General features: G+C 44.8%; 21 protein-coding genes. 14 read left to right on the top strand and 7 right to left on the bottom strand.

From position 1 onward, the window contains the following. The first annotated feature begins 121 nt into the window (after positions 1-121). The 3 genes from R7Q46_RS06770 to udp all read left to right on the top strand — a co-directional run bounded on the left by R7Q46_RS06770 (position 122) and on the right by udp (position 4,093). Positions 122-541: a CBS domain-containing protein gene (locus tag R7Q46_RS06770; protein ID WP_005378483.1), complete on the top strand. Its 420-nt coding sequence runs from the start codon at positions 122-124 to the stop codon at positions 539-541. Between the two features lie 172 nt (positions 542-713). Then, positions 714-3,020, top strand: a complete 2,307-nt coding sequence (locus R7Q46_RS06765) for a zinc/cadmium/mercury/lead-transporting ATPase (protein WP_213970506.1) — start codon at positions 714-716, stop codon at positions 3,018-3,020. Between the two features lie 314 nt (positions 3,021-3,334). Further along, positions 3,335-4,093 carry a uridine phosphorylase gene (gene udp, locus R7Q46_RS06760; RefSeq protein WP_005378479.1) on the top strand — a complete coding sequence of 253 codons (759 nt, stop codon included), beginning with the start codon at positions 3,335-3,337 and terminating at the stop codon, positions 4,091-4,093. 157 nt (positions 4,094-4,250) lie between these two features. Here the strand turns inward: udp and R7Q46_RS06755 are convergent, their stop codons facing one another. Next, a complete protein-coding gene (locus tag R7Q46_RS06755; protein ID WP_005378476.1) occupies positions 4,251-5,411 on the bottom strand; it encodes a DUF1887 family protein in 1,161 nt (386 codons plus the stop codon). Positions 5,412-5,574: 163 nt separating this feature from the next. Then, positions 5,575-7,566 (bottom strand): methyl-accepting chemotaxis protein, encoded by a 1,992-nt coding sequence (locus R7Q46_RS06750; RefSeq protein WP_318077406.1) that lies wholly within the window; start codon positions 7,564-7,566, stop codon positions 5,575-5,577. A 269-nt stretch (positions 7,567-7,835) separates the two neighbouring features. Here R7Q46_RS06750 and hinT point away from each other — a divergent pair, with 269 nt between their 5' ends. The 7 genes from hinT (at position 7,836) to R7Q46_RS06715 (ending at position 14,049) form a co-directional block, all read left to right on the top strand. Beyond that, positions 7,836-8,186 (top strand): purine nucleoside phosphoramidase, encoded by a 351-nt coding sequence (gene hinT, locus R7Q46_RS06745; RefSeq protein WP_005378473.1) that lies wholly within the window; start codon positions 7,836-7,838, stop codon positions 8,184-8,186. 69 nt (positions 8,187-8,255) lie between these two features. Then, complete coding sequence (locus R7Q46_RS06740; RefSeq protein WP_025766940.1) at positions 8,256-9,653, top strand: COG3014 family protein; 1,398 nt, start codon at positions 8,256-8,258, stop codon at positions 9,651-9,653. Further along, entirely contained in the window at positions 9,653-10,045 is a 393-nt protein-coding gene (locus tag R7Q46_RS06735) for a YcfL family protein (protein WP_005378469.1), read from the top strand. The genes R7Q46_RS06740 and R7Q46_RS06735 overlap by 1 nt, the downstream gene beginning before the upstream one ends. A 66-nt stretch (positions 10,046-10,111) precedes the next feature. After that, positions 10,112-10,702, top strand: a complete 591-nt coding sequence (gene lpoB, locus R7Q46_RS06730) for a penicillin-binding protein activator LpoB (RefSeq protein WP_005378467.1) — start codon at positions 10,112-10,114, stop codon at positions 10,700-10,702. Between the two features lie 24 nt (positions 10,703-10,726). Continuing rightward, a complete protein-coding gene (gene thiK / locus R7Q46_RS06725; protein ID WP_213901047.1) occupies positions 10,727-11,608 on the top strand; it encodes a thiamine kinase in 882 nt (293 codons plus the stop codon). Between the two features lie 75 nt (positions 11,609-11,683). Further along, positions 11,684-12,226, top strand: a complete 543-nt coding sequence (ycfP, locus tag R7Q46_RS06720) for an alpha/beta hydrolase YcfP (protein ID WP_054729258.1) — start codon at positions 11,684-11,686, stop codon at positions 12,224-12,226. Positions 12,227-12,759: 533 nt separating this feature from the next. After that, a complete protein-coding gene (locus R7Q46_RS06715; RefSeq protein WP_005378463.1) occupies positions 12,760-14,049 on the top strand; it encodes an NAD(P)/FAD-dependent oxidoreductase in 1,290 nt (429 codons plus the stop codon). Positions 14,050-14,125: 76 nt separating this feature from the next. On the opposite strand, the gene R7Q46_RS06710 is transcribed toward R7Q46_RS06715, so the two are convergent. The 4 genes from R7Q46_RS06710 to R7Q46_RS06695 form a co-directional block, all read right to left on the bottom strand. Continuing rightward, positions 14,126-14,674: a GNAT family N-acetyltransferase gene (locus tag R7Q46_RS06710; RefSeq protein ID WP_005387823.1), complete on the bottom strand. Its 549-nt coding sequence runs from the start codon at positions 14,672-14,674 to the stop codon at positions 14,126-14,128. A gap of 160 nt (positions 14,675-14,834) precedes the next feature. Next, positions 14,835-15,602, bottom strand: coding sequence for a peptidoglycan binding protein CsiV (locus tag R7Q46_RS06705; RefSeq protein ID WP_021707672.1), 768 nt, complete (start codon positions 15,600-15,602; stop codon positions 14,835-14,837). Between the two features lie 7 nt (positions 15,603-15,609). Next, a complete protein-coding gene (gene mfd, locus R7Q46_RS06700) occupies positions 15,610-19,071 on the bottom strand; it encodes a transcription-repair coupling factor (RefSeq protein WP_318077405.1) in 3,462 nt (1,153 codons plus the stop codon). 5 nt (positions 19,072-19,076) lie between these two features. Next, positions 19,077-19,646, bottom strand: a complete 570-nt coding sequence (locus tag R7Q46_RS06695; protein WP_017634743.1) for a hypothetical protein — start codon at positions 19,644-19,646, stop codon at positions 19,077-19,079. 249 nt (positions 19,647-19,895) lie between these two features. Here R7Q46_RS06695 and lolC point away from each other — a divergent pair, with 249 nt between their 5' ends. From lolC to lolE, 3 genes are read left to right on the top strand one after another with little or no spacing between them, the layout of a single operon-like run. Then, a complete protein-coding gene (lolC, locus tag R7Q46_RS06690) occupies positions 19,896-21,104 on the top strand; it encodes a lipoprotein-releasing ABC transporter permease subunit LolC (RefSeq protein WP_175413435.1) in 1,209 nt (402 codons plus the stop codon). Beyond that, a complete protein-coding gene (lolD, locus tag R7Q46_RS06685; protein ID WP_054700735.1) occupies positions 21,097-21,804 on the top strand; it encodes a lipoprotein-releasing ABC transporter ATP-binding protein LolD in 708 nt (235 codons plus the stop codon). The genes lolC and lolD overlap by 8 nt, the downstream gene beginning before the upstream one ends. Positions 21,805-21,806: 2 nt before the next feature. After that, positions 21,807-23,051 carry a lipoprotein-releasing ABC transporter permease subunit LolE gene (gene lolE / locus R7Q46_RS06680; RefSeq protein ID WP_318077404.1) on the top strand — a complete coding sequence of 415 codons (1,245 nt, stop codon included), beginning with the start codon at positions 21,807-21,809 and terminating at the stop codon, positions 23,049-23,051. Positions 23,052-23,199: 148 nt separating this feature from the next. Here lolE and R7Q46_RS06675 read toward each other — a convergent pair whose 3' ends face one another. Further along, on the bottom strand, positions 23,200-23,709 hold the full coding sequence (locus R7Q46_RS06675) for a DUF2062 domain-containing protein (protein WP_005387834.1): 510 nt from the start codon (positions 23,707-23,709) through the stop codon (positions 23,200-23,202). A gap of 8 nt (positions 23,710-23,717) precedes the next feature. On the opposite strand from R7Q46_RS06675, the gene R7Q46_RS06670 reads away from it, so the two are divergent. After that, positions 23,718-26,003, top strand: coding sequence for a DNA internalization-related competence protein ComEC/Rec2 (locus R7Q46_RS06670; protein WP_318077403.1), 2,286 nt, complete (start codon positions 23,718-23,720; stop codon positions 26,001-26,003). Positions 26,004-26,006 lie beyond the last annotated feature (3 nt).

The following is a 26,006-nucleotide window of genomic DNA, read 5'->3' as shown; positions in this document are numbered from 1 at the left end:
TTTTGTTTTAGTTCAATAGGCTGTGCCTATAAATAAAATTACTCCTTTCCATTTAGTAAAATCAGGAAATTAGGCGACACTTATCTAAAGGCCGCAATAAAATGCCCTTAAGGAGATAAGAATGCATTCATTAAAAGTAAAAGATTACATGACGTTGCAAGCGGTGACTTTCACGAAAGATATGTCACTTTCGGCAGCTTTAAACAAAGTAATGCAAAGTGTCACACTAGGTGGCCCTGTCATTGATGAAAATGAAAAAGTGGTTGGGTTTTTATCGGAGCAAGACTTATTAGATAAGTTGGTGAAAGCAAGTTATCACTGCCAAGATACACATACGGTACAAGAGTGTATGCATGATGATGTCTTATCTGTTTCTCCAGAAATGTCAGTAATTGAACTGGCTGACATGATGAAAGTTGGAAAGCCGAAAATGTATCCAGTGGTGGATGGCAAAGGTAAGTTGGTTGGTGTTATCACAAGAAGAGACGTGCTGCGTGCCATCGGAATGACATTAAATGAGTGTTTTAAGCATCCCGTTTAACCTCTCTGTTTAAATTTTACGGAATATTGCTTTTAAACTGGTTTGGAAAGACGCTTCGGCGTCTTTTTTATTTTCTATCGCCGAACTGTACAAATTTATCTTGACCTTGGAGCTTACTCTAAGGTTTACCCTTAGCAATAGGTAAATCACCGATACCAATAAGGAAAAAATTATGTGTACAAAACATCAAGGTTGCCAATCTAGCAAAATCAAAACTGCGGTGCCGCTTGGTGCAAGCGAGTCATGCTGTGCGCCAGTAAAATCTTCGCTCAATATCTCTCAGGCCAGTGTTGATGTTTCTGAAAGCTCTTGCTGTAGTGGAGGAGGCTGCAGCGTTGACACAGGCGAGGAAGACGATCCCACAAGGGAGAGTAATTCCTCCGTTCGGAACGCTTGGCTTGTGTCAGGTATGGATTGCCCATCTTGTGCGCAAAAGCTTGAGAAAGCCATTACGTCTTTACAAGGCGTCAGCCAAGCCAAGGTTTTGTTTGCAACAGAAAAACTGGTCGTCGATTTTGATGGTCGAGAGCTGATAGCTACGATAGAGCAGACAGCCCAAAAAACGGGTTTCCCGCTCTCTTCACTGGATGCTCCAAAACCAAGCACTACAAAGAAAGGCTGGCTTGGCGTCATAAGAGACAACATCCAAATTCTCTCGATTGCTGGTGCAATGGCTACTGCGGCAGTAATTTCTAAGATCGACCCTCAAATAAGCGCTTGGTTATTCACTTTGACGTGTTTACTTGGTTTATACCCAATCGCGCTCAAAGCATTTAAGTTGGCGCGTAGCGGTACGCCTTTTGCGATTGAAACGTTAATGAGTGTAGCGGCGCTCGGCGCTTTATATTTAGGTGAAACCGCCGAAGCCGCAATGGTGTTATTGCTTTTCCTTATTGGTGAAAAGTTAGAAGCATATGCATCATCTCGCGCGCGAAGCGGTGTCCAGGCGTTAATGGACTTAGTCCCAGAAAATTCAATTTTAATTATTGATGGAGAGCGTAAAGAAGTACCAGCTGCTCAGCTTAAACCAGGGGATACCATAGAAGTCGCACCCGGAGGTCGTTTGCCTGCCGACGGTGTTTTGCAAGATGCGCTTGCGAGTTTTGACGAAAGTGCGTTAACGGGAGAATCTGTTCCCGTTGAACATCAAACCGGTGGCAAAGTGATGGCCGGGGCTGTGGTTGTCGATAAAGTGGTTCGCTTACAGGTGACTTCCCGTCAGGGCGAGAATGCGATAGACCGAATTCTTCATTTGATTGAAGAAGCCGAATCTCGTAAGGCACCATTAGAACGCTTTCTTGATAAATTTAGCCGTTGGTATACGCCACTAATGATGTTGGTGTCTCTGATGGTTATCGTTACGCCGCCATTACTATTTGCCCAACCGTGGGAAACGTGGATCTATCGAGGACTCGCCCTGCTGTTGATTGCTTGTCCATGTGCATTAGTCATTTCAACGCCTGCGGCGATCACTTCTGGCTTGGCGGCAGCGGCTAAGCGGGGCGCATTGATCAAAGGTGGAGCGGCGCTTGAGTTGCTTGGCAAGGTTGAGTCTGTCGCATTTGATAAAACTGGGACACTGACGCAAGGTAAACCAGAAGTGACCGACGTCTTTGCTTTTGATATGGATGAAGACAAGTTACTTAGCCTAACTGCGTCAATCGAGGTTGGTTCAAGTCATCCTCTAGCGGTTTCTTTAGTTACCAAAGTGCAAGAGAAGGGGCTTACTATTCCTGAAGCGTTGGATAAAACCGCGCAAGTAGGCTCTGGTGTCACTGGTTACGTCGATGGAAAAATGGTCCAAGTGGTCACGCCTTCAAAGGCAGACTTTCCACTTTCTCAAGAAGCCAAAGAGCAAGTGGTTACGTTGGAACAACAAGGTAAAACGGTTGTCATTGTTCGTTACGATGACGAGGTCATTGGCGTGATCGCATGGCAAGATACATTGCGCTCAGATGCCCAGCAAGCCATCGCAATGTTGAAGGAACTTGGGGTCACGTCGGTGATGCTAACGGGTGACAACCCGAGAAGTGCAGAAGCAATGGCAAATAGAATAGGCTTGGATTATAAAGCGAGTTTGTTACCTGCAGACAAGGTGCATTACGTCGAGAAACTATCACAACAACATACCGTTGCGATGGTGGGAGACGGTATCAATGATGCTCCAGCCATGAAAGCTTCGAGCATTGGTATTGCGATGGGAGGCGGTACGGATGTTGCGCTCGAGACTGCTGATGCGGCGTTAACACACAACCGGTTGATTGAGCTACCTGCCATGATAGAACTGTCGCGTGCGACGCTAAGTAACATTCGTCAGAATGTCGCGTTAGCGCTAGGTTTGAAAGGTGTATTCTTAGTGACAAGTTTACTTGGGGTTACTGGGTTGTGGGTTGCAGTATTAGCTGACAGTGGTGCAACAGCACTGGTGACATTGAATGCGTTGAGATTACTTCGTTTTGAGTCCAAACAGATCAAATAACTGACCTAACCAATGATCCCACTCATTAATAGCCCGAGGCATTCGTGTATCGGGCTTTTTTTAACCGTATTCACCTGATGCGATCAGACGTTTTTCTCGTCCTTGAAATCACGCATTGCTATGCAACAAAATGATTTAACGCCCCTTAAAGTGTGATCAATACCAGTTTTGTTTGAAATTTCACTTTCATTACATTTTGTCATTGTGATTGTGATCACTCTATGTTGGTGAAAGGTTCGCTACAGTGCATCTGTACCCAATAACTGATTAATGAGCTTATTGTTCATAAAATAAGCCACAATAAGGAGCGACTTATGTCTCAAGCTGTATTCCATTTAGGTGTTACTGAAGCTGATCTTAATGGTGCGACTCTAGCGATCATTCCTGGTGACCCAGCGCGTGTTCAAAAAATCGCAGAACAAATGGAAAATCCAGTATTTCTAGCAAGCCATCGTGAATACACGCTATACCGTGCAGAGCTAGACGGTAAACCTGTTGTGGTTTGTTCTACAGGTATTGGTGGTCCTTCTACCTCTATCGCAGTTGAGGAATTGGCACAGCTTGGTGTTCGTACTTTCCTACGTGTTGGTACAACGGGTGCAATTCAACCGCATGTAAACGTGGGTGACATGATCGTAACGACGGGGTCAGTTCGTCTTGACGGTGCGAGCCTACACTTTGCTCCTATGGAATTCCCAGCAGTTGCTGACTTTGAAGTAGCAACCGCAATGAAAGCAGCGGTAGAAGAGTCTGGCGCTACAGTTCACATGGGTGTGACTGCATCAAGCGACACGTTCTACCCTGGTCAAGAACGTTACGATACGTTCTCTGGTCGTGTTGTTAAGCGTTTCCAAGGCTCTATGCAAGAATGGCAAGACATGGGCGTACTTAACTTCGAGATGGAGTCTGCAACACTGCTAACAATGTGTGCGAGCTCTGGTTTAAAAGCGGGTTGTGTGGCAGGTGTTATCATCAACCGTACACAAAAAGAGATTCCAGATCATTCAACTCTGAAAGAAACGGAAGCGCGTTCAATTAAAGTGGTTGTAGAAGCAGCGCGTAAAATGCTTTAAGCCCCTATAGTTGGCATTTAAACAAACAGAAAAAACCAGAGGCTAACCTCTGGTTTTTTTCTAGTTATAGAAATGCGTACAGCTAAAATTTAGGTATAAAAAAAGCAGCATTAATGCTGCTTTTTATCGTTGTGAATTTTAGCTTTTCTTAATGGCACTATATCTCGTCTGAACCGCCCGCGTCTTTAAACCAAGCAGTTAAGTGCGTTCTTAAATCTTTAAGCTCATCAGGGCCAATCAGGGCTAGCCCTAAGTCTTCAGCACGAGTAATGTCATTGTGACGAAGAGGACGGAAGCTCACCAACATTGCGCGCGCTTGTAAGCCACCTAATAGATCGCGAAGCGATTCTAACTTATATAAAGTATCGTCGCCGTCATCTCTCATGCCTTTGGTTTTGCACTCGATGATGTGCAGCTTATTGTTTACAACTGTTGCGACATCTAACTCATTGCGTACTTCACTTTCACCAAGTTTGCGATAAACCTGAACATTTAACGATCGATCTTGGATCGTTGGCATGGTGTCTTGGATTTGCTTCACGGTGCTGTGAACCAAAGTTTCTAACCACTCACCGTTTGAAAAGCGTCGAGCATCTTCATCTGCAAACGTTAAAACGCCATTCTCATAGGTGGCGATTTCTGCTTCTACTAAATCTGAAAGCAACATGTTGAGCTCACGGTAGCCCTGCTGTTTTTCGGAGAGCTCGACATCAAGCTTTTGTTCTTTGCGGCATGTGGTTGCAAGGTAGTTAAGTGTTGCTAGACCTGGCCCAAGTTCAAGCGCATTTGAGGCCCATCGTTCACCAAGTTCATACAATTTTTTATCAAGAAGAGGTGGTAAATCAACGTGGTGAAACTCGCCGCGTGCACCAAAGATAGTGAGGTAATCTGCAATCGTAATGTGATCTTCGACTTGGGTATCTTCTTTGCCATCAGGGTATAACCAACAAAGCTTATCGCTACTAGGCTCAACCACAAAAATTGGCCAGCGATAGGTACGGAAAACTTCGTACACCGACAACAAGCGATGACGAAGACCACAGCTCGCGTTCAATTTTACATCTTCGCCGCGTTCATGGAGGTCTTTTGCCAGTTTTTGAATTGCTTGTTTGATCAGAGATGTATTAACAGCGGATGGAATTTCAAAAAATTCAGAAGTAATTTCTCGTTGATCTAAAACGGCACTCAGTCGGTCAAATATATCTAACTGGCTCTTGTCTCCGATGAAGACGATATGTGTGCTTAGCGTACGATTATCTAATAGAGGAGTGACCAATCTCACTGGGTCTTGGTCGATAATACCAACATGAACAGCCATAGATTTTCCTTTTTATGAGGCCGCTCGAAAAGAGTTGTGCAAGGGGATGAGCTGGCCTTATTAATCATATGTAGACATGGCCGACAAAAAACAAGGGCGACTTAACAAAAAGTCGCCCTTATACAGTTGATTGCACTAATTAATGCTCTTAGTTATAAAGTATTTATAACTTAAAGCGGTGGACCAATTCATTTTGCTGATGAACCAAGTGGGTCAGTGATTCACTGGTTAGTGCGATACTCGACATGGCTTGGAAACTTTCATCGGCGATGTTGTTAATATCTTCAATGCTGCGAGCAATGTCTGTTGATGTTTCACTTTGCTCTGCTGCTGCTTGTGAAATGTGCGTACTCATTTGGCTGATCTCAATGATTAGCGCCTGGATCTCTTCCATTGAGCTGTTCGCTTTTGACGCTTGCTCAACCGACATCTCCATATCGCTCATACAGCTTTGTATGACTTGGTTTGCCGATTGTGAGCTAGATTGCAGATTACTGATCATAGATTCAATTTCAGTGGTTGATTGAGTCGTTCTTGATGCGAGTACTCGTACTTCATCTGCCACTACCGCGAAGCCGCGACCTTGTTCACCAGCGCGAGCCGCTTCAATTGCCGCGTTCAATGCCAGTAGGTTGGTTTGCTCCGCAATGTTGCGGATCACATCAAGGATAGACCCAATTTGACCACTCATTTTTTGTAGCTCAGAAACTGCGGAAACCGATTCGTTCAAACGTGTTTCTAGTTGATTAATGGTTGAGATATTACTGCTCATAACATTTCTGCCTTCTTCAGAGGCAGATTCGACGCGTTGCACCATTTCTAGAGAGCATTGCGCACTTTGCGCGACTTCCTGCACTGAATGGGACATTTCTGTCATCGCGGTAGCGACGTTTGCCGTTTGTTCGCGTTGAGAGCTCAATTTAATTTGTGCTTGCGAAGAGGTGCGTTCGTTGGTTGTCGCGGTTGACGATAGGTTTTCTGACGCTTCGTTGAGTTTCACCAAGATCTCGTGAAGGTTGTCGGCGAGTGAGTTAATGTGTCCACTCACACGGCTGAATTCGTTGTTATAGCGAATGTCGATACGCTGTGTCATATCACCTTCAGTCAGGCCTTCTAACACTTTTAGAATACGAGTCAACGGCTCGCGAACGCTTTGTGCGATGTGGTAGCCAATCGCTGTCGCGAGTAAAACGACAATAACGCCAATGATGATGGCTTTCGTTACACCCGCCGAATATATGTCACCTGCATCTGCCAATGATTCATTGAGCTTATCTGTTGCGGTTGTCGTAAATTGCTCAAGAATCGCCATGGTTGAATCCACTTTATTTGCTAGGTTGGCGATATTGTTATACAAAGCGGCGCGAGCATTGAGGTAATTATTATGTTGGTCTAGCACACCGCCACGCATACCGACGTCACGAGTAAATTGCTCTACAGATTCGCCAAATGCTTTTTCTAGCTCAGGAAGCTGAGTCACCAACCCGCGGAATGCGTAATTCAAGTGCGTTACTGCTTTGCGGTTTTTAGCCACGGCTTGCGTAACAAACTCAGGGTTGGAACTGGCGAGGGCATCAGAGGTAATTACTTCGGCATCTTTTAACTTGATAAAGTAGCTCTTTGCCATGACTTTGACAGAAATGCTGGTTTGATCTGCCACATATTCTTTAAGACCAACCGACAGTTCGGTATTCAGTTTTTGGAAGCGGCGTGAGGATTTTTGCACTTCTTCTTGAGCCGCGAACATTGCTTCGTAGTTGTCCATGGCCTCTAGAGCTTCTGTAAAATAGCTCTGCTCTAACGTTTTTAACTGTGAAAACGGTTCGGCAAGAGAAGGGTAGGTTTGGCTTGCGGTTTTCAGTTGAGCCAATGTGGATTCGAAGCGCTGTTGAGATCTAGCAAATTCCTGACGCATTTCATCCATGCGTTGTTTATTCTCTGTCGTCAGGAAGTCTTTAAATGATTTGTCGGCAGAAAGCAGCTCAACACTGGTTTGATTAGATAACGATACCAACGGTAGGGATGATTTAGAAACCGTGCCAAATTTTCCGTGAATATCACTCATTCCTCCCATCATAATGGCAATTGTGACGGCAAATAGGATGATGATCAGTGCAAAGCCGGCATACATCCTTTTAATAACTGAACCTCGCATAAGTGAGCTTCCTCTCCCAAAAATAGACAAGCTACCCAAGCATTTTTGAGTTTACTTGGGTATAAAAATACTAATTGTCTTAAAAAAGTAACAAAATTCATTGGATTGTATTCAGTTTGTGACGCGCATTTTATGACGCACACGACAAAAAAAGCTTCGTTAATTAGCATTTGATTAATAATGTTAAGTGAACACTGTTTTTATTGAGCTCCGCTTTTGGTTGGCGCATACTAATTGGGGTCTAATTACGTTTATAAAATGGAGTCCTCATGGCGGAAGAAACGATCTTTAGTAAAATTATTCGCAAGGAAATCCCTGCCGATATCCTTTATCAAGATGATTTGGTGACTGCGTTTCGCGACATTAACCCTCGCACACCAAGCCATATTCTCATTATTCCGAATAAACTGATCCCAACAACGAATGATGTAGAAGCTGAAGATGAAGCAATGATGGGGCGTTTGTTCACTGTTGCTAGAAAGTTAGCGAAAGAAGAAGGTATTGCTGAAGACGGCTATCGCCTAATCGTTAATTGTAATCCACATGGTGGCCAAGAGGTTTACCATATTCACATGCACCTACTAGGCGGCCGCCCTCTAGGTCCAATGGTATTGAGCTAAGCTTTTAAAAGTGGGTGGTGATTCACCCACTTCTTTTTCCTGTCGAATGACACATTTGTGGAGATAAATGTGAAACTAGGTGTAAAGCTGTTAGGGCTGATGAGCTGGGCTTTAATGGCCTCTGGCTGCGCGAATTTATCTGCGGGCAATCTGTTTAGTCATTACAGCAACCAGAATCAAGAAGTTTATCAAGCCGTTGTTGCAGGGGAATATGCCAAAGCAAAACAACTTCAATCAAGTGAAGTGGGTGGCGAGATACTTGGCAATTTTGAAAAAGGTCGCATCTCTTTTCTTGCTGAAGATTACCCGACAAGTTTGAATGCGCTAGAAAGCAGCGATCGTGCCGTACGTGTTCAACAAGATCGAGCGACGATATCTGTGTCAGACACGGCAACGAGCGTCGGCTCTCTCGCAGTGAACGACAATCTCCAAGACTATCATCCCGCCGATTACGAACTTGGCTTTTTGCACCTGTATCTAGGACTAAATTACTTACAGAAAAACGATTTAGAAGGAGCACTAGTTGAAGTGCGTCGTGCTAATCAAGTTCAGGAAGCGGCAAGAAAGGCGCGTGAAAAAGAGCTAAAAGCAGCAGAGAAAGACCTTAACAAGCAAGGCATGTCTGCCAATTTAGGCAGTGTGTTAGCGAACTACCCTGATGCTGGTAAAAAACTAAGCGCGGTACAAAATGGTTATCTGTTCTATCTTTCTGGCTTGTTATATGAAGCGTCGCGAGACTTAAACAGTGCTTATGTTGATTACCGACGAGCACTCGCTGTAATGCCAGACAACAAGCAAGTTGTGGAAAGCACCTTATACGCTGCTAAGAAGCTGGGCATGCGTGAAGACTTGCGCATGCTAGAGAAGCGGTATGGCAAAGCACCTTCTGGATTAACTCAGTCACAAGGGCGAGTCATCGTTATTGATGAGCAGGGTGTTGTTGAGGCGATGAAAGGGTGGCGTATTGATTTACCGATTTACGACAGTCGCGATAATGGCGCGATTTATTCGTTGGCGCTTCCTTATTATCAGAACCGAGGTGCTCAACGTTTTAGCGATGTTGTTTTAAATGGTCAGGTATTGCCTTCCAGTACGCTGACTGATGTTAATGCGATGGCGCAAAACGATCTTAATGAACGTCTTACTACAATAGTGATCCGTCAAGCTCTTCGTGTTTGGGCAAAAGATCGAATCCGAAAAGAGGCGGCGAAAAAAGGCGATGATGTGGGCAACATACTTTTCAATGTATGGAACACATTGACCGAACAGCCAGATACGAGAAGTTGGCAAACATTGCCAGCGCAAGTGAAAACGGCTTCAAAAATCGTGAAACCGGGAACACAAAGTTTAAACTTGGGTGATCAAACCTATCAGTTTGAAGTGCCTGCACAGCAGACTACATTGGTATGGGTATCTCGTCAGGGAGCACACTCAACCGTGTGGCATAAACAGCTAGGGAGACTGTAATGAAAGCATGGCTTGTTTGTTTAGCAATGGCTATTGGTTTAGTTGGATGCGCCGAAAACACGGCTGGTATTCGAATTGATGGCCAAACGCAAAAAGTATTCTTTAATGATAACGTTTTAGGTAGTCGCTTATTAGTTGACAACATCACCACCACTTACGTTGATGATCGCCCACGAGGAGTCGTGCAGCTGAGTAGCAATTACAAAGGTGATCAGCACATTCTTTACCGATTTTATTGGTATGACAACAATGGTTTAGAAGTGAATACCAAACCTGGTCCGTGGCGAAAAATGATTGTGCGAGGATTTGAGCAAGTCACGTTATCTGAAGTTACTGTGAATCCAAATGGCACAAAATTCCGTGTGCAAATTAGAGAAGCACAAGACGATTAATCTTAACGGCTCTGCCGAAGCTGCCGCGCTAACGATGCGCTGGTATTGAAAAACTAAGGAACTCTCATGAAAAAAAGTATTATTGCTCTTTTAGGTCTTGCCGTCATTTTAGGTGGCTGTTCTAACAAAGTCTCTTACGGCGATGCGCAAGCAACAGAAACCACGACTATCGATTTTGGCTCAACAGATTTACAAAAAATCGCGGCTGAAATGGTGGATAGCATGATGATGTCGGGCTCTGTAGCAGCAATTACTCGTGACCAACGTCCTATCGTTTTTGTTGAGCGAATTAAGAACAAAACCAGTGAACATATTGACACTGAATCCATTACTGACACGATCTCTACTAAGATGTTGAACTCAGGTAAGTTCCGTTTTGTTGATATGGATCGTGTTGAGTCTGTGCGTGAACAACTTAACTTCCAAAACACGGATGAGCTTGTTAACCAAAGCACAGCTATCCAATTTGGTAAAATGGTTGGTGCTCAATACATGCTTTACGGCAACCTATCTAGCATTGTGAAAAATGCGGGTAGCGATAAAGATGTATACTACAAGATGACCATGCGCCTAATGGACCTAGAAACAGGTTTGATTGAGTGGGCGGATGAAACTGAAATTCGTAAAGCGCAATCTAAGAGCCTATTCGGTCTTTAATCGAACAGGGTGGAGAAGTCATCAATGGCATGGTTTTCTTGGCAACAAGCAAAACAGTTAGATCCGAGTCTTAACGCTCTCGATGGCTTCTTTACGGAGCCTCCGGTAAAAGTACAAACTGTTACCGGGGGGCTCACCAACCGTTGTTGGCGGTTGGAATCTTCTCAAGGCCTTGCATACATCTGGCGACCGACCAGTCATGTCTGCAAGGCTTTTTCAATTTCTCGTCACAGTGAATATCAAGTGCTGAATGCAGTCTCTTCATTGGAAATTGGCCCCAAGCCAGTTTTTATTCATGAGCAAGGGTTGCTGGTGGAATGGATAGAAGGAGAGGCTCTGACGGAGTCAGGCTTAGCACTAAGCAATTTATTATCCATTGCGGCGAAGATTCATCAATATCCGATAAGCGCAATTCCTTTGGTTCCATTTTCATATATTTCTCGCATCGATCATTATTGGCTTGAGCTTGGTGGTCAGTATGTGGGGACGGAGTTTGAGGCTTTGTACATGAAGTGGCGCACGGAACCGAACGTTGCACCTGTTCCGCTGGCCCTATGTCACTTCGATCTGGGGTGTTACAACCTAGTGCGAGGAGAGAGTGGGGTGAAAGTCATTGATTGGGAGTATGCCGGGATTGCTGACCCTAGGCTTGATTTGACCTTAACTATTCAGGTCGCGAATGCGCCTGTGGAAGAAGCGGTAAAGCAGTATTGCCAACTTCGAGGTATCGAAGATGTGTCTCTTTGGCTGAGAGGTGTACACGCTTGGCAACCAAGAACCTTGGTGATGGCGATGCTCTGGTATCTACTTGCCTATAAATTGTGGGGAGATGAACAATACTTAAACAGTGCGTATGAGTTGAAAGGCTCATTGTGTATGGAAGATCACTGTTTTGAGAACTCGTGATATTTTCCCCTTTAACAGTAAGGAAATAGTGGTAGTTTTAATAAAAGTACCAGATACACACAGGGAGAGGTACACATGATTATTTACTTACACGGCTTTGACAGTACAAGCCCGGGTAACCACGAAAAAGTTCTTCAACTGCAATTTATCGACGACGACGTTCGTTTTATCAATTACAGCACCCTTCACCCAAAGCACGACATGCAACACTTGTTAAAAGAAGTGTCTAAAGTTATCGATCAATCTGATGACCCAAACCCATTAATCTGTGGGGTTGGTTTAGGTGGTTACTGGTCTGAGCGAATTGGTTTTCTATGCGGTATCAAACAAGTGATGTTCAACCCGAACTTGCACCCAGAAAAAACGATGGCTGGTCGAATCGATCGCCCAGAAGAGTACGAAGATATCGCAACAAAATGTGTTGATCAGTTTCGAGCGAAAAATCAAGCGCACTGCTTAGTGATTCTCTCTAAAGATGATGAAGTGCATGACAATTCGAAAACGGCAGCTGAGTTAGGAAAACACTATCAAATCATTTGGGATGAAACTCAGTCTCATAAGTTCAAAAAAATCTCTCATCATTTACAAGCGATAAAGGTATTTAAAAATACTTATTAATGTTGAGTGTAGACAGTAAAGCGGCGTTTTTATCGGCTGCTTTGCTGCGATTCCTTCTCTTGAGTATGCCGAGCCACTGTCTCTTTGAAAGGCACATTTTCTTGGTTTAACGCTTTGAATATTGTGTTCTCCTTACCGTTTTCTTACTTCCCTCCTATGTAGCACGAACACCTTGTTGTAGAGTAGTCGAAAAGTAGTCAATCCGTACTCGTTACACGGATTTTGGTTGCCTTCAAAGTTGGTCTCTATATAATGAACCGGACTAAAATAATTTGATAAATATCAAAAAAAATTGAGAGCGAGTAATAAACTTGCCCAAAAAATTCTGGCGTCGTATGCGTACCAGATAAACATGCCAAACCCTGACAAGTCATTGATAGATAAAGATTCAAGGTGAGTGGCAGTTTTTTAATCCAAGTAATTGAGACACCTCTAAGAACCAAGAATTCATCGGTTGGATGGATGCCACAAATGTTTGTGAGTCATGCATCGAGCTGAACCCCATATATTCATTTTTGTAGAGGAAAATCATTGTGACACGCATTATCGTTGTAGGCGGCGGTGCAGGTGGTCTTGAGTTGGCAACTAAGCTTGGTCGAACTCTAGGTCGCAAAAACCGTGCGCAAATTACGCTAGTCGATCGAAAAGCGAGCCACTTGTGGAAGCCATTATTGCATGAGGTTGCTACAGGTTCTTTGGACGAAGGAGTAGATGCACTGAGCTATCGAGCTCATGCAAAAAACCACAGCTTCGACTTCCAAATGGGTAGTCTTCAAGACATCGACCGTGAACGTAAAGTGATCATCTTAAGTGAGCTTAAAGACGAACACGGTGAACTTCTTATGCCAAGCCGTGAGCTAGAATACGACATTCTAGTGATGGCGATTGGCTCGACATCAAACGACTTCAACACGCCTGGCGTTCGTGAAAACTGTATTTTCCTAGACAGCCCTGAGCAAGCACACCGTTTCCGTACAGAAATGAACAACGAGTTCCTAAAGCTGCACGCGAAAAACGGTAACGGTACGGTCGATATTGCGATTGTTGGTGCTGGTGCAACTGGCGTTGAACTATCAGCGGAGTTACATAATGCTGTTAAAGAGCTGCGCACTTATGGCTTCGGTGATCTTGACTCTAGCAAGTTGAACGTCAATCTGATTGAAGCAGGTGAGCGTATTTTACCAGCGTTACCTCCACGTATTTCTTCTGCTGCTCATCAAGAGTTGGTGAAGTTGGGCGTAAACGTGCGCACCGCCACTATGGTGACTAAAGCTGAAAAAGATGGCCTTACTACAAAAGATGGTGAGAAGATCCCAGCTCAAATCATGGTTTGGGCTGCAGGTATCAAAGCTCCAGACTTTATTAAAGATATCGCTGGCTTAGAAACGAACCGTATCAATCAGCTTGTAGTGAAAAACACACTACAGACAACACGAGATGATGACATCTTTGTTATTGGTGACTTAGCACAATGTACCCAGTCTGACGGTTCGTTCGTGCCGCCACGCGCTCAAGCTGCACACCAAATGGCAAGCCAGGCATTTAGTAACATCGTCGCGAAGATCAACGGGCGCGAGTTGAAAGACTACGTATATAAAGATCACGGTTCATTAGTGTCTCTAAGTCGCTTCTCAACCGTTGGTAGTCTGATGGGGAACCTAACTAAAGGGTCGATGATGGTAGAAGGCCGTATTGCTCGTGTCGTTTACATCTCGTTGTATCGCATGCACCTAATGGCGTTGCACGGTGTATTCAAAACCGGTCTGATGATGCTCGTCGGCCGCATTAATCGCGTGCTGCGTCCAAACCTTAAGCTGCACTAAGGTTTTAAATCCACTCTGTGTGGATGTGTTGTATCTTAAAAAATGCAGAAGCCACCGCAAGTCGGTGGCTTTTTGTTTATGTTAGATCTGTCGGTAAAAGTGAGAACACAACGCCATCTTTAGGCTTACCCTGAAAAATAAACCGGTTTCTGGCGATGGCTTCTTTTTGTGCACCGACGGACTCAATTAAGGCTTGGCTAGCTTCGTTGTCGGGGTCACAAACAATCTCTAGTCGAGTTAAACTTAGCTTTGCGAAGCAGAATTCTGCTAAGGCTTTAACGGCTTCTTGGGCATAGCCTTGCCGTTGATAGCGGTCGGCAACCCAGTAACCAATACTCGCCATATTAAACGTATGATATAACTCATTAACCGCTGCCATTCCAACCAAAGTGTTACTTTGCCGCTCATAGATACCGAAACCAAAAGCCTCAGTTTTGACCCAGTTAAGACGGGTTGCCAACAGAAAGTCCTGCGCGGTTTTCAATGTGACGTTTTTATCACACCAGTCAAGCCATTGGTGCAGCGAAGGGGATTCTGCAAGTAATCGTTGTAGTGAATGTGCTTCTTCAGCAGGGATGAGCTTGAGCGCTAAGCGGGGCGCAATGATTTCAAAGTCTGGACTCATGAACTAATACGACTTCCATGTTGAGTGTAAGTAAATTGAAAGCTGTCTATTTATACTTGAACGCAGCTATTTTCCTTGCTCTGCGTTGGTTAGGAATAACTGAGGTATAGCAGATAAAAACAAAGCGCAGCTTTGCTGCGCTTTGTCGAACTGCTCGTGCTTATCGAACCCGACGAACTTGAATGATCATACCCATCAACGGGTTATCTAGGTAATGAGTCTCGCTGCTACGCATACGACGTTTTTGATCCATTCGATAACTCTTCAGGAATTTCTCTTCGGTTACTGTCGGCGATATTTCTGCCAAGTTACCGACTTGGACGTTACCATCTACTTCACCTAAGTCATCCGCCAATTGCTCTGTTGAGGTTGGTTCAAAACGCACCTCTCTAACACTTGGTTCGCGCAGATCTAGTGTTGTTTCGGCGAAGAGGTAATGCTGTACGTATATTTGGAATCGACCATCTAGTTCATATAAAGGGCCATTGACCGTCTCTTCACTGTAACCGTCGCTGGAAAATGTTTGATTGCCATTGATTGGGCGGCCATCTGCTTGATAAGAATCAGAGAAATCTCGCCCGCCAACGATGCGGAAAATTGGGGCGCTAGATTTACCTCGGTCACCTTGACGCCAGGCTACGTGTTTAAGCACTTTAAAGCCGGCATGATTATTTAGTGCCGCTTCTTGCGCGTTGAGACGGAAAGAAGAACTTGGCAAAAGTGTCACGCCTTTAGAGCGGCGGTAGGATTCACTCTCTAGGCTACCGACATTTTCCATATCGATTTTTGGCAGTTGATTCGGCCAAGATTCTGTTGTGCTTTCAGCGTCGACTGCTCGCTTGAAAATGATCACTTCAATATCAAATTGGCGCTGTGCCCAAGAGGGCATTGAGACACATAGAAGCAATAACGGGATCAGTATTCTCATTCGACTATTAGCTCGTTGGTAATAAATTCTGTTTAAAATCATTCAGTAAGTCTTGAACAAACTGAATGCGTTTACGTCGGTCCACCAATGGTACGCTAAACTTGAACTTAGTTGGACCTTCCATTGCAAATTTTTGCGGCTGTGATTGCAGCAGTTTAACTAAATACGCTGGATTTATGTCAGCATCAGGGTAAAACTCGATAAATCCACCTTTATCATGGGCTTCTATCTTTTTCGCTTTTAAACTACCAGCCGAAATTTTCAATTCTGAGACGGCAAGTAAGTTCTTTGTTGCGTCTGGAAGCAAACCAAAGCGATCAATCAGTTCCACTTTTAGCTCTGATAGTTCATCACTGCTTGTGACACTCGCAATGCGTTTGTACATCGACAGTCGTGTGTTTACATCCGGAATGTAATCATCTGGTAAGAGCGCTGGGATTCGCATTTCCACTTCAGTTTGCTCACGAAGCAGCTCATCCAAAGATGGCTCCTTGCCTTCTTTTAATGCTTGCACTGCTTGTTCCAGCATTTCCATATAAAGTGTAAAACCAACGGATTGAATTTGCCCACTTTGCTCATCACCAAGCAGCTCACCAGCACCACGGATTTCTAAATCGTGGGTTGCTAACGTAAAGCCAGCACCTAAGTCTTCCAGTGAAGCAATCGCATCAAGACGCTTGATGGCATCTTTGGTCATGGCTTTTGGATGTGGCGTTAATAAGTAAGCATAGGCTTGATGGTGCGAACGTCCAACACGGCCACGTAATTGATGCAACTGCGCCAAGCCAAGATTGTCCGCACGATCCATGATTATGGTATTCGCCGTTGGTACGTCGATACCGGTTTCGATGATGGTTGTACACACCAACACATTAAAGCGCTGATGGTAGAAGTCATTCATGATTCGCTCAAGTTCGCGCTCGCGCATTTGACCATGAGCCACGGTAATACGTGCCTCTGGGATGAGTTTCTGTAAGTCTTCTGCCGTTTTTTCAATGGTTTCAACCTGATTGTGCAGGAAGTAAACCTGACCACCACGCATAATTTCACGCAGTACCGCTTCACGGACCACTGGCTCTTCTTTTTGTCGAACAAAGGTTTTAATGGCTAAACGGCGTGCAGGAGGTGTCGCGATGATCGACAGGTCTCGCATGCCACTCATTGCCATATTCAGTGTGCGTGGAATTGGTGTTGCGGTGAGGGTAAGAATGTCCACATCCGCACGCATTGCTTTGACCTTTTCTTTTTGACGAACCCCAAAGCGGTGTTCCTCATCAACGATCAACAAACCTAAATCTTTGAATTTAATGTCGCTCGAAAGCAGCTTATGCGTACCAACGACAATATCGACTTTACCATCGGCAACGTCTTGCAAAATGACTTTTTGTTCTTTGGCAGATTTAAAACGAGACAGTACTTCAACTCGGATTGGTAAGTTGGCAAAACGGTCACGGAAGTTTTCGAAATGCTGCTGAGCAAGCAAGGTTGTTGGTACGAGTACGGCGACCTGTTTACTATTATCCGTTGCGACAAATGCTGCGCGCATAGCGACTTCCGTTTTACCAAAGCCCACGTCACCACACACTAAGCGATCCATCGCTTTTGCCTGGCACATGTCTGACAATACGGCATTGATGGCCATCGCTTGGTCATCTGTTTCTTCAAACGGGAATGTTGCTTTAAATGTTGCGTATTGCCCACGATCTAGCTCAAATTTGAAGCCAGGTTTTAATTCTCGTTTAGCATACACATCCAGCAATTCTGCTGCGACATCACGCACTTTTTCTGCCGCTTTACGACGTGCTTTTGCCCACGCTTCACCACCTAATTTATGCAGTGGCGCACTCTCTTCAGCGCCGCCAGAATAACGGCTGATAAGATTCAGTGATGAAACTGGCACGTAGAGCTTGGCATCGTTTTGATACTCAAGGGTGACGTATTCCGTTTTCATGCCACCGGCTTCAAGTGTTTGTAAACCGATGTAGCGGCCAATACCGTGATCAATATGAACCACAGGTTGACCGGGTTTTAGTTCCGCAAGATGGCGAATAACGGTGTCACTGTTGACGGCTTTTTTATCTTTGCGGCGTCGCTGGAGAACACGGTCACCGAGTAGATCACTTTCACAGATCAGAGCGAAGTTCAGCTCTTCGTGAATGAAACCATGCTCTGCTGCGCCTAAGATCAAGCTGAATCGATCACCCGAGTCTAGAGCTTGGTAAAGTGAGCCATGTACGACCGGCCGAACTTTGATGCCTTGCAACAGCTCCGTTAGTGCTTCACGACGACCTTCTGACTCTACCGAGAAAACGATTTTTCCGCTGAATTGCTCACTAAACTGACGAAGGCGCGAGAGCGGCTCTTTATTTTGTTGCTGAACGCCAAGCTCGGCTAACGATTGTACGGGTAGGTTTTGACGACCGGCACGCTTAACCACTTTATCTAGGCTCAATTGAGCGATAGGGAGCTGTTTTAGTTGACTGAAAAGTTCGTCTTTTTTCAACCAAAGCTGTTCAGGAGCCAAAAGAGGACGCAGCGGATCAACTTTTTTCTGGTCGTATCGATATTCGACATCGGTTAAGAAAGTATCGACCGCAGATTCGATATCACCATATGTGATGACTTGAGAGTCTTCTGGCAAATATTCAAATAAAGTCTCGGTATGGTCAAAAAACAGCGGCTGCCAATACTCAATACCAGCGGGCCACGTGCCTTTGGTCACTTGCATGTAGATTGATTCAGGCTCGCGGCGTGCGTCGAACTGGGTGCGCCAACGTGTACGGAAATCTTCAATCGCTTCTTTAGTGGTTGGGAACTCATGTGCAGGCAGCAATTGGATTTGCTGAATATCGTCGATAGAGCGTTGGTTCTCTGGATCAAACGTGCGAATGGTATCTATTTCATCATCAAAGAAGTCGATGCGGTACGGGTCATTGCTGCCCATAGGAAAGAGATCCAGAATAGACCCACGACTTGCATATTCACCTGGCCCAAATACTTGATCTACATGGCGGTAGCCTGAATTTTCAAGTTGTACACGTAACTTCTCTAGCGAGATTCGATCACCAGTTTTCACCATTAAAGTGTGTTGCAACAAAAAATCACGTGGCGATTGGCGTTGCAATACTGTACTGACCGGGACGATGGTTATGCCATCACGTTGACTTGGCAGTTGGTATAGGCGTGCGATACGTTCAGAGATGATTTCTTGATGCGGAGAAAAGTTATCGTAAGGCAGCGTTTCCCAGTCGGGGAATAGGCTTACCGTTTGGTCGGTGAATTGCTCAATCTCTGCCTGAAGCTTTAAAGCGATTTGCGGGTCAGGCACAACGAGTAGCGAGTGACTCGAATGCTGCTTGGCTAGCTCTGCAATGGCTAGAGGTAGAGCTGCGCCCGGCAAATTACCTAGCTGTTTTTTGTCGCCACGCTCTGAAGGGTTGGTGACGGAAAGAATCGTTGCTTTTGTCATAGGAATTATTTTTTATCTCGCTCCATCGAGCGCTGACGTAAAAGTTTTTGTTGTTGATACAGTGCCGCCTTTATCAGTAAATCTTGATCAGATTCTCGGAGCATCTTGTATCTAAGCGTGATAATGAAATCTTGCTCTGAAGCATCACATTCTTCTACTTGAGCGTAACAGTAAATCGCCGCAGCAGGGTGATCGAGGAACAGTTTAACACGAACGAGTTGTTGAGTAGTTAACGCTGTATCTGAGCGGAAACTGAGTTGACTAGCACCAAACTGCGTCGTTTGATAGCGAATGGAGGCGTCATCTTGTTGTGAAAGCATAAAGCTCAACAAGAGGTTAAGTTTCGCGTTTTGCGTATCAAGCAAGTTGATCACATGCTTTAACTCTTTGTTTTTCAGCTCTAGACGCGCGTTGTCTGCCAACATATCTAAGTGACTAAATTCACTGGCGACAATAAATGGTGCTGGAATTTCGGAGGCAAATGTTTCTTCATCTGGCAAAGCAAAGTCCGCACTCAACGTTTCGACGTTGATGGTGAGGTTATGATGGACGGTAAAGTATTCTTGCTCTGTCATATAGTCGATCCTTTTGCCAGTGAGCGCTCCTTGCTCACTCAACAAACAAAGAGAAATAGGGCACTGATTATCGCTAACTGAATGAAGTTATCAAGTTTAGCCGATTTGTCCTTGAACTTTTTGCCCTAAATACAGACTTATTGCATGTCGTTGACAAATTTAGCGATTCTCTTGTCTTCTTAATGAGAAGAGTAAGGTAAGATAATCCGCTAAAGCTTTATATCAAAACAACCAGTTGGTTTGTCTTATATGTATCATCCTATCTCATTGTTTATTGGCTTAAGGTATCTTCGGGGACGCTCTGGAGATAGGTTCAGCCGATTTGTTTCTTATATGTCGACGGCGGGTATTACGATCGGTGTAATGGCGTTGGTGACGGCTCTTTCTGTGATGAACGGGTTTGAATCGCAGTTAAAAGAACGCATTTTAGGTGTGCTACCTCATGCCGTTGTTTCGCAACACGATGGAAAAACGCCTATGACCGAGTCTGCCCCTCCATTTGTTCAAGCGATGTCGAGTGAATCCGAGCCGGAACCTATCGTTAGAGGAGAGGCTGTTATTCAGAGTTCTGCACAGCTGACGGCTGGTTACCTCATCGGTATTGAACCTAAGAAAGGCGATCCGATTAGCAACCATTTGATTGCCGGACGATTATCGTCACTTCAAGCAGGTGACTACAATGTATTTTTGGGTCACAGTTTGGCACGTTCACTAAAGGTCTCAATCGGGGATAAAGTACGCTTGATGGTGACCAACGCGACGCAGTTTACCCCACTTGGTCGTATTCCTAGCCAGCGAAACTTCACTGTCTCAGGCATTTTCAATACGGGATCGGACGTTGATGGTCAATTAATGATTGTGAACATGACGGATGCATCTAAGCTGATGCGTTTCCCTAAATACACGGTTTCTGGTTGGCGTGTCTTTTTCTCTGACCCATTTATGGTGACGGATTTTGCTGACCAACCCATGCCTGATGGATGGGAATGGAGTGATTGGCGCGAACAGCGTGGTGAGCTTTTCCAAGCGGTGAAAATGGAAAAGAACATGATGGGACTTATGCTAGGTCTAATTGTGGGTGTCGCTGCATTCAATATTATCTCCGCTTTGATCATGGTGGTAATGGAGAAACAATCAGAAGTCGCAATATTGAAAACTCAAGGCATGACTCAATCTCAAGTGATGACCATTTTCATGGTGCAAGGTGCAAGCAGTGGTGTAATTGGCGCGATTGTTGGTGGCGCTGCGGGCGTGATCTTGTCACTTAATCTAAATGCGATTCTTGAATCTGCTGGTGTGGCGCTATTCAGCTTTGGTGGTCATCTACCCATCTTGATTGATTCAATGCAAATTCTTTTAGTGGTGGTGTTGGCGATTGCTCTTAGCCTTGCTGCTACGCTTTATCCTTCTTATCGAGCATCTTCTGTTAAACCTGCTGAGGCACTTCGCTATGAATAAGCTATTAGAATGTCGTGATATTCGTAAAGTCTACCGAGAGGGTTCGTTAGATACGGAAGTGTTGAAAGGCGTAAGTTTCGATATCGACAAAGGGGAGTTGGTTTCTATTGTTGGCTCTTCTGGTTCGGGAAAAAGTACCTTATTGCATATTTTAGGTGCGTTAGATGACGCAACTCATGGTGAAGTTGATTTTCTAGGGCAAAACTTATCAGCTTTGAGCTCGAACAAACAGGCGGCATTACGCAACAAGCACCTTGGTTTTGTATACCAGTTTCATCACTTATTGGCTGACTTTACTGCGCTTGAAAATGTGGCGATGCCACTGATGATTGGCGGTGCTAAAGTAGCGGATGCAAAACAGGCGGCTAAAGCGCTGTTAGATAAAGTTGGTTTGAATCATCGGATGCAACATAGACCCTCCGAGTTATCGGGCGGTGAGCGTCAGCGTGTTGCGATTGCGCGTGCATTGGTGAATAAACCTGATCTGGTCTTGGCTGATGAACCTACGGGGAACTTAGATCACAATACGGCACTGTCTATCTATGATTTGATGCGCGAGCTCAATAAAGAGTCAAACATTGCATTTTTGGTTGTCACGCATGACAAAGAGCTGGCAGCAAAAATGGATCGTCAAATGCACATGCAAGATGGTTTGCTCGTAGATCGTTTTGTGACTGATACAGCATCTGCGGAGGGCTAGTTTTGTTTACCTCTTTAGCTTTGATTATTGGTGGTCGCTTCAGTCGAGCGAAAAAGCGCAACAAGATGGTGTCTTTCATATCGCTTTCTTCGACCATTGGTATTGCGGTTGGCGTTGCTGTGATCATTATCGGTTTGTCTGCAATGAATGGCTTTGAGCGCGAGCTGCAATCGCGTGTGTTGTCTGTGATCCCACACGGCGAGTTAGAAGGTGTTAATGGACCACTTCATGACTACACCAAAACGATGAATCAAGCTCTAAAACATGAACATGTTGTTGCGGCAGCACCGTATGTTCGTTTTACGGGCTTGGCAGAAAAAGGCAGTAAGCTAAAAGCGATAGAAGTTCGTGGTGTAGAGCCTACTTTCGAGCAAGCGGTGTCGAGCTTATCGAATTTTATTGACCAAGCAGCTTGGCAAAACTTTTATGCCGGTCAGCAGCAAGTGATCTTAGGCCGAGGTGTAGCAAACGAGCTAAATGTCGCCGTGGGGGATTATGTTACGTTAATGATTCCGCAAACAGGCGGCGCAAATAAAGTGCAGGCTCCTAAGCGTGTGCGCGTGAAGGTGTCAGGGTTCTTAACGTTGAATGGCCAAATCGACCACTCTCTAGCGTTAGTACCATTAGCTGATGCGCAGCAATACGCGAGGTTAGGGGAAGGGGTCACAGGCATTTCACTAAAAACTGACGATGTTCTCAATGCGCCTTCTATTGTTCGCGAGGTTGGTAGCATGGTTGATGTTTACGTGTATTTGAAAAGCTGGCAGCAAAAGTTTGGTTTTTTGTATCGCGATATTCAGCTCGTGCGCACCATTATGTACTTGGTGATGGTACTGGTGATTGGCGTGGCATGTTTTAATATTGTGTCTACGTTGATGATGGCAGTGAAAGACCGAGCGGCGGAAATTGCAATTTTGCGAACAATGGGAGCAAAAGATAGCCTAATCAAACGGATCTTTGTTTGGCAAGGTGTATTCTCTGGTGTATTTGGCAGTCTCGTCGGCAGTGTTATCGGTGTCTTAGTGGCGTTAAACCTGACTCCGTTAATTAAAGGGTTAGAGAGCTTAATTGGTCATCAGTTTTTATCGGGTGATATTTACTTCGTCGACTTCTTACCATCACAACTACACTGGCCAGATGTGGCATTGGTGTCAGTGACGGCGATAGTGCTTAGTTTACTTGCGACGTGGTATCCTGCTTCGCGTGCCGCAAGGTTGAATCCGGCGGCTGTACTGAGTTCTAAATAGCTGATTGTTTTACAGTATGCGAAAAACAAAAAGGACCGAATTCGGTCCTTTTTTGTATTTATCCGACTTGAGTAACATCGCGTTTCATTCTAACTGTTAGATGCCCCTCAACTGATAGCTCAAATGCTGATTTTTACGCAGTAAGGTCTTATCTTATTTTGCGTTTTTGCCAGCTCCGTACCACTGAGTAGCGCCAAAGCCCTCGAATTCCGAAGTAGCCAATAATCGCGGATACAACCCCACAAATTGCGCAGCCCAATAGAAATGGAGGTCCAATGGTGCTCATTTGCTGCATGATGAATTCCCACGATAGTTCAAAGTGAAAAGGTTGCGGGGGAAGACGCATCACTAGAGCACCTAGCTTGTACGCAAAGTAAAATAGCACAGGCATAGTGATAGGATTGCTGATCCATACCAAAGCGACGGAGAGGGGCAGATTGACACCCAACATAATGGCCAAACCAGCGGCCATGATCATTTGGCTCGGCAGCGGAACAAAAGCCATAAATAACCCGACAGCAAAAGCCCCTGATGCCGAGCGGCGGTTTAAGCACCACAAGTTTGGGTTGTACAACACATTGCCGAAGACCTTCAATGCTTTTTGGCGTTTGATCAATTCATGATCTGGCATGAAGCGTTTTATCAGCTTTCTAGGCATAGGACAGCATGACTCTCTCAGAAAAAAGTTGGACCTTGGCGTTATTTGTAGCGAGCGTAATCTCGTCAGCTTGGTGGCCGACAATACCAGATTGGCGTTGGTTGCTGCTGGGAATAATAACCACTGGCTCAATAATCAAATTACGTCGTGGCTTAATTAGCATAGGCGCAATTGCGGGCTTTATGGTTGTCATCGTCCACGGCAATGTATTGGAGTCTCAGAGACAAGCCCTTTTTCAAGCAGGGGAGAATATTACCATAATTGGTAAAGTTGACAGCCCTTTTACGCAAATAAGTCACGGTTATGAAGGTATTGTCGCGATAGAAGCGGTAAATTCTCAAACTCTGTTACCTTTTCTTAAACCTAAAATCCGTCTTATTACGCCTTTTCCACTCGATGTTAACAGTGAGTTTACGACATCCATCTCGTTAAAGCCGATTACAGGTCTACGCAACGAAGCTGGCTTTGATGCTGAAAAGCACGCGATGGGTAAAAATATTATCGCCCAAGCGGTTGTTAACAAAGATGCTAAGTGGATTGTTCGTTCTAATGTATCTCTGCGTCAATCCATTATTGCCGATGTCGCTGATGATGTGTCTTCCCTTCATCATTTCTCGTTAATAAGTGCGTTAGTTTTTGCTGACCGTTCTTGGTTGTCTAAGGAAGATTGGCAAGCGCTCAGGGACAGTGGTTTACTGCATTTGGTCTCCATTTCTGGTTTACATATTGGTATGGCGTTTACTTTTGGGCTAGTCGTGGGCGGTACCGTTCGTTATCTATTACCCCAATACCAGTTGTTACCTAGCTTATATGGGCTGATCTTCGCTGTTGCCTACGCTTGGTTAGCGGATTTCTCTCTGCCTACTACGCGAGCAGTGTCGGTATGCGTTGTTTACGTTCTCCTGAAGTATACTCTGGTGCACTGGACTTCTTGGCGAGTTCTTTTGCTTGCAGTATCTCTACAACTGCTTGTCCAACCTTTTGCATCCTACAGTATGAGCTTTTGGTTATCATACCTCTCCGTTTGTGCGGTATTGTTCGCAATTAATTTGATTCGACATCAAAGGGGAGGTTGGAAAGCGCGATTAAAAGCGTTATTGCTTACTCAATTGATGTTGAGCGCTTTAATCGTACCTGTCAGTGGCCATTTCTTCTCCGGTTTTAGTTTGTCCTCAATAGCCTACAACTTGGTATTTATTCCTTGGTTCGGATTTATCGTTGTACCCTTGATGTTTCTAGCCCTGTTCTCATCTTTGTTTCTTGAAATGATAGCGAAGCCTCTGTGGCATTTGGTGGACTGGTCATTACAGCCATTGAGCACGTCAATACAGTACGCAATAGGTTCTTGGCAACCTATTAGCATGGAAATGACAATGCTGGTTATGGCTATAGTGGTTTGCTTAATATTTCAACGGTTCATGTCTCAGTACGCGTGGTATTTGTTACTCGGCATCGTTATTAGTATCAAGCTTGCATCGGAGTATGAACCGCATTGGCGTATCGATGTATTAGATGTAGGTCATGGCCTTGCAGTGGTTGTAGAAAAAGACGACAAGGTGTTGCTGTATGACACTGGTAAAGCATGGCAAAGCGGCAGTATCGCAGAGCAGGTCGTCACTCCGGTTTTGCATCAACGAGGTTATGAAAGCATAGATACACTGATTTTAAGCCATTCCGATAATGATCACGCAGGCGGCCGCTTTTTCATTGAAGATGCCTTTTCTCCACAGCGTAAACTTAGTAGTCAATTCTTTATCGGATATGAGCCTTGCACTAGAGGCGACCAATGGAAATGGCAAGGATTAAACATGGAAGTGCTCTGGCCTCCTGCACTTGTTCAACGTGCGTATAATCCGCACTCCTGTGTATTACGACTTACTGACCCTATTTCTAACTTTAGTATGCTTTTTACTGGTGATATTGAGGCCATTAGCGAGTGGATTTTGCTTAGAGAACCCGGAAAGTTACAAAGCGATGTGATGCTAGTCCCTCACCACGGGAGTAAAAGTTCATCGAATCCTCGATTTATCGAGTCGGTGAGCCCGAGTGTGGCGGTTGCTTCTTTAGCAAAAAACAATCGATGGGGAATGCCAGCGGAAAATGTCGTTGCTTCATACCGAAAGCTTGGCGTTACTTGGCTTGATACTGGTGAGGGTGGTCAGGTAAGCTTCTTTATTCACCGTGATAATTGGCGCTCAGAAACCAAACGTAGCGATACATTTGAGCCTTGGTATAGGCAGATGCTGCGTAGCGGAACTAATATAAAAAGACCTAATGTCGAATTAGGTCTGTAAGTT

This window comes from Vibrio sp. 811 (assembly GCF_033339195.1).
The sequence above is the reverse complement of the archived record's forward strand: the minus strand, read 5'-3'. Positions and strand labels throughout refer to the sequence as shown.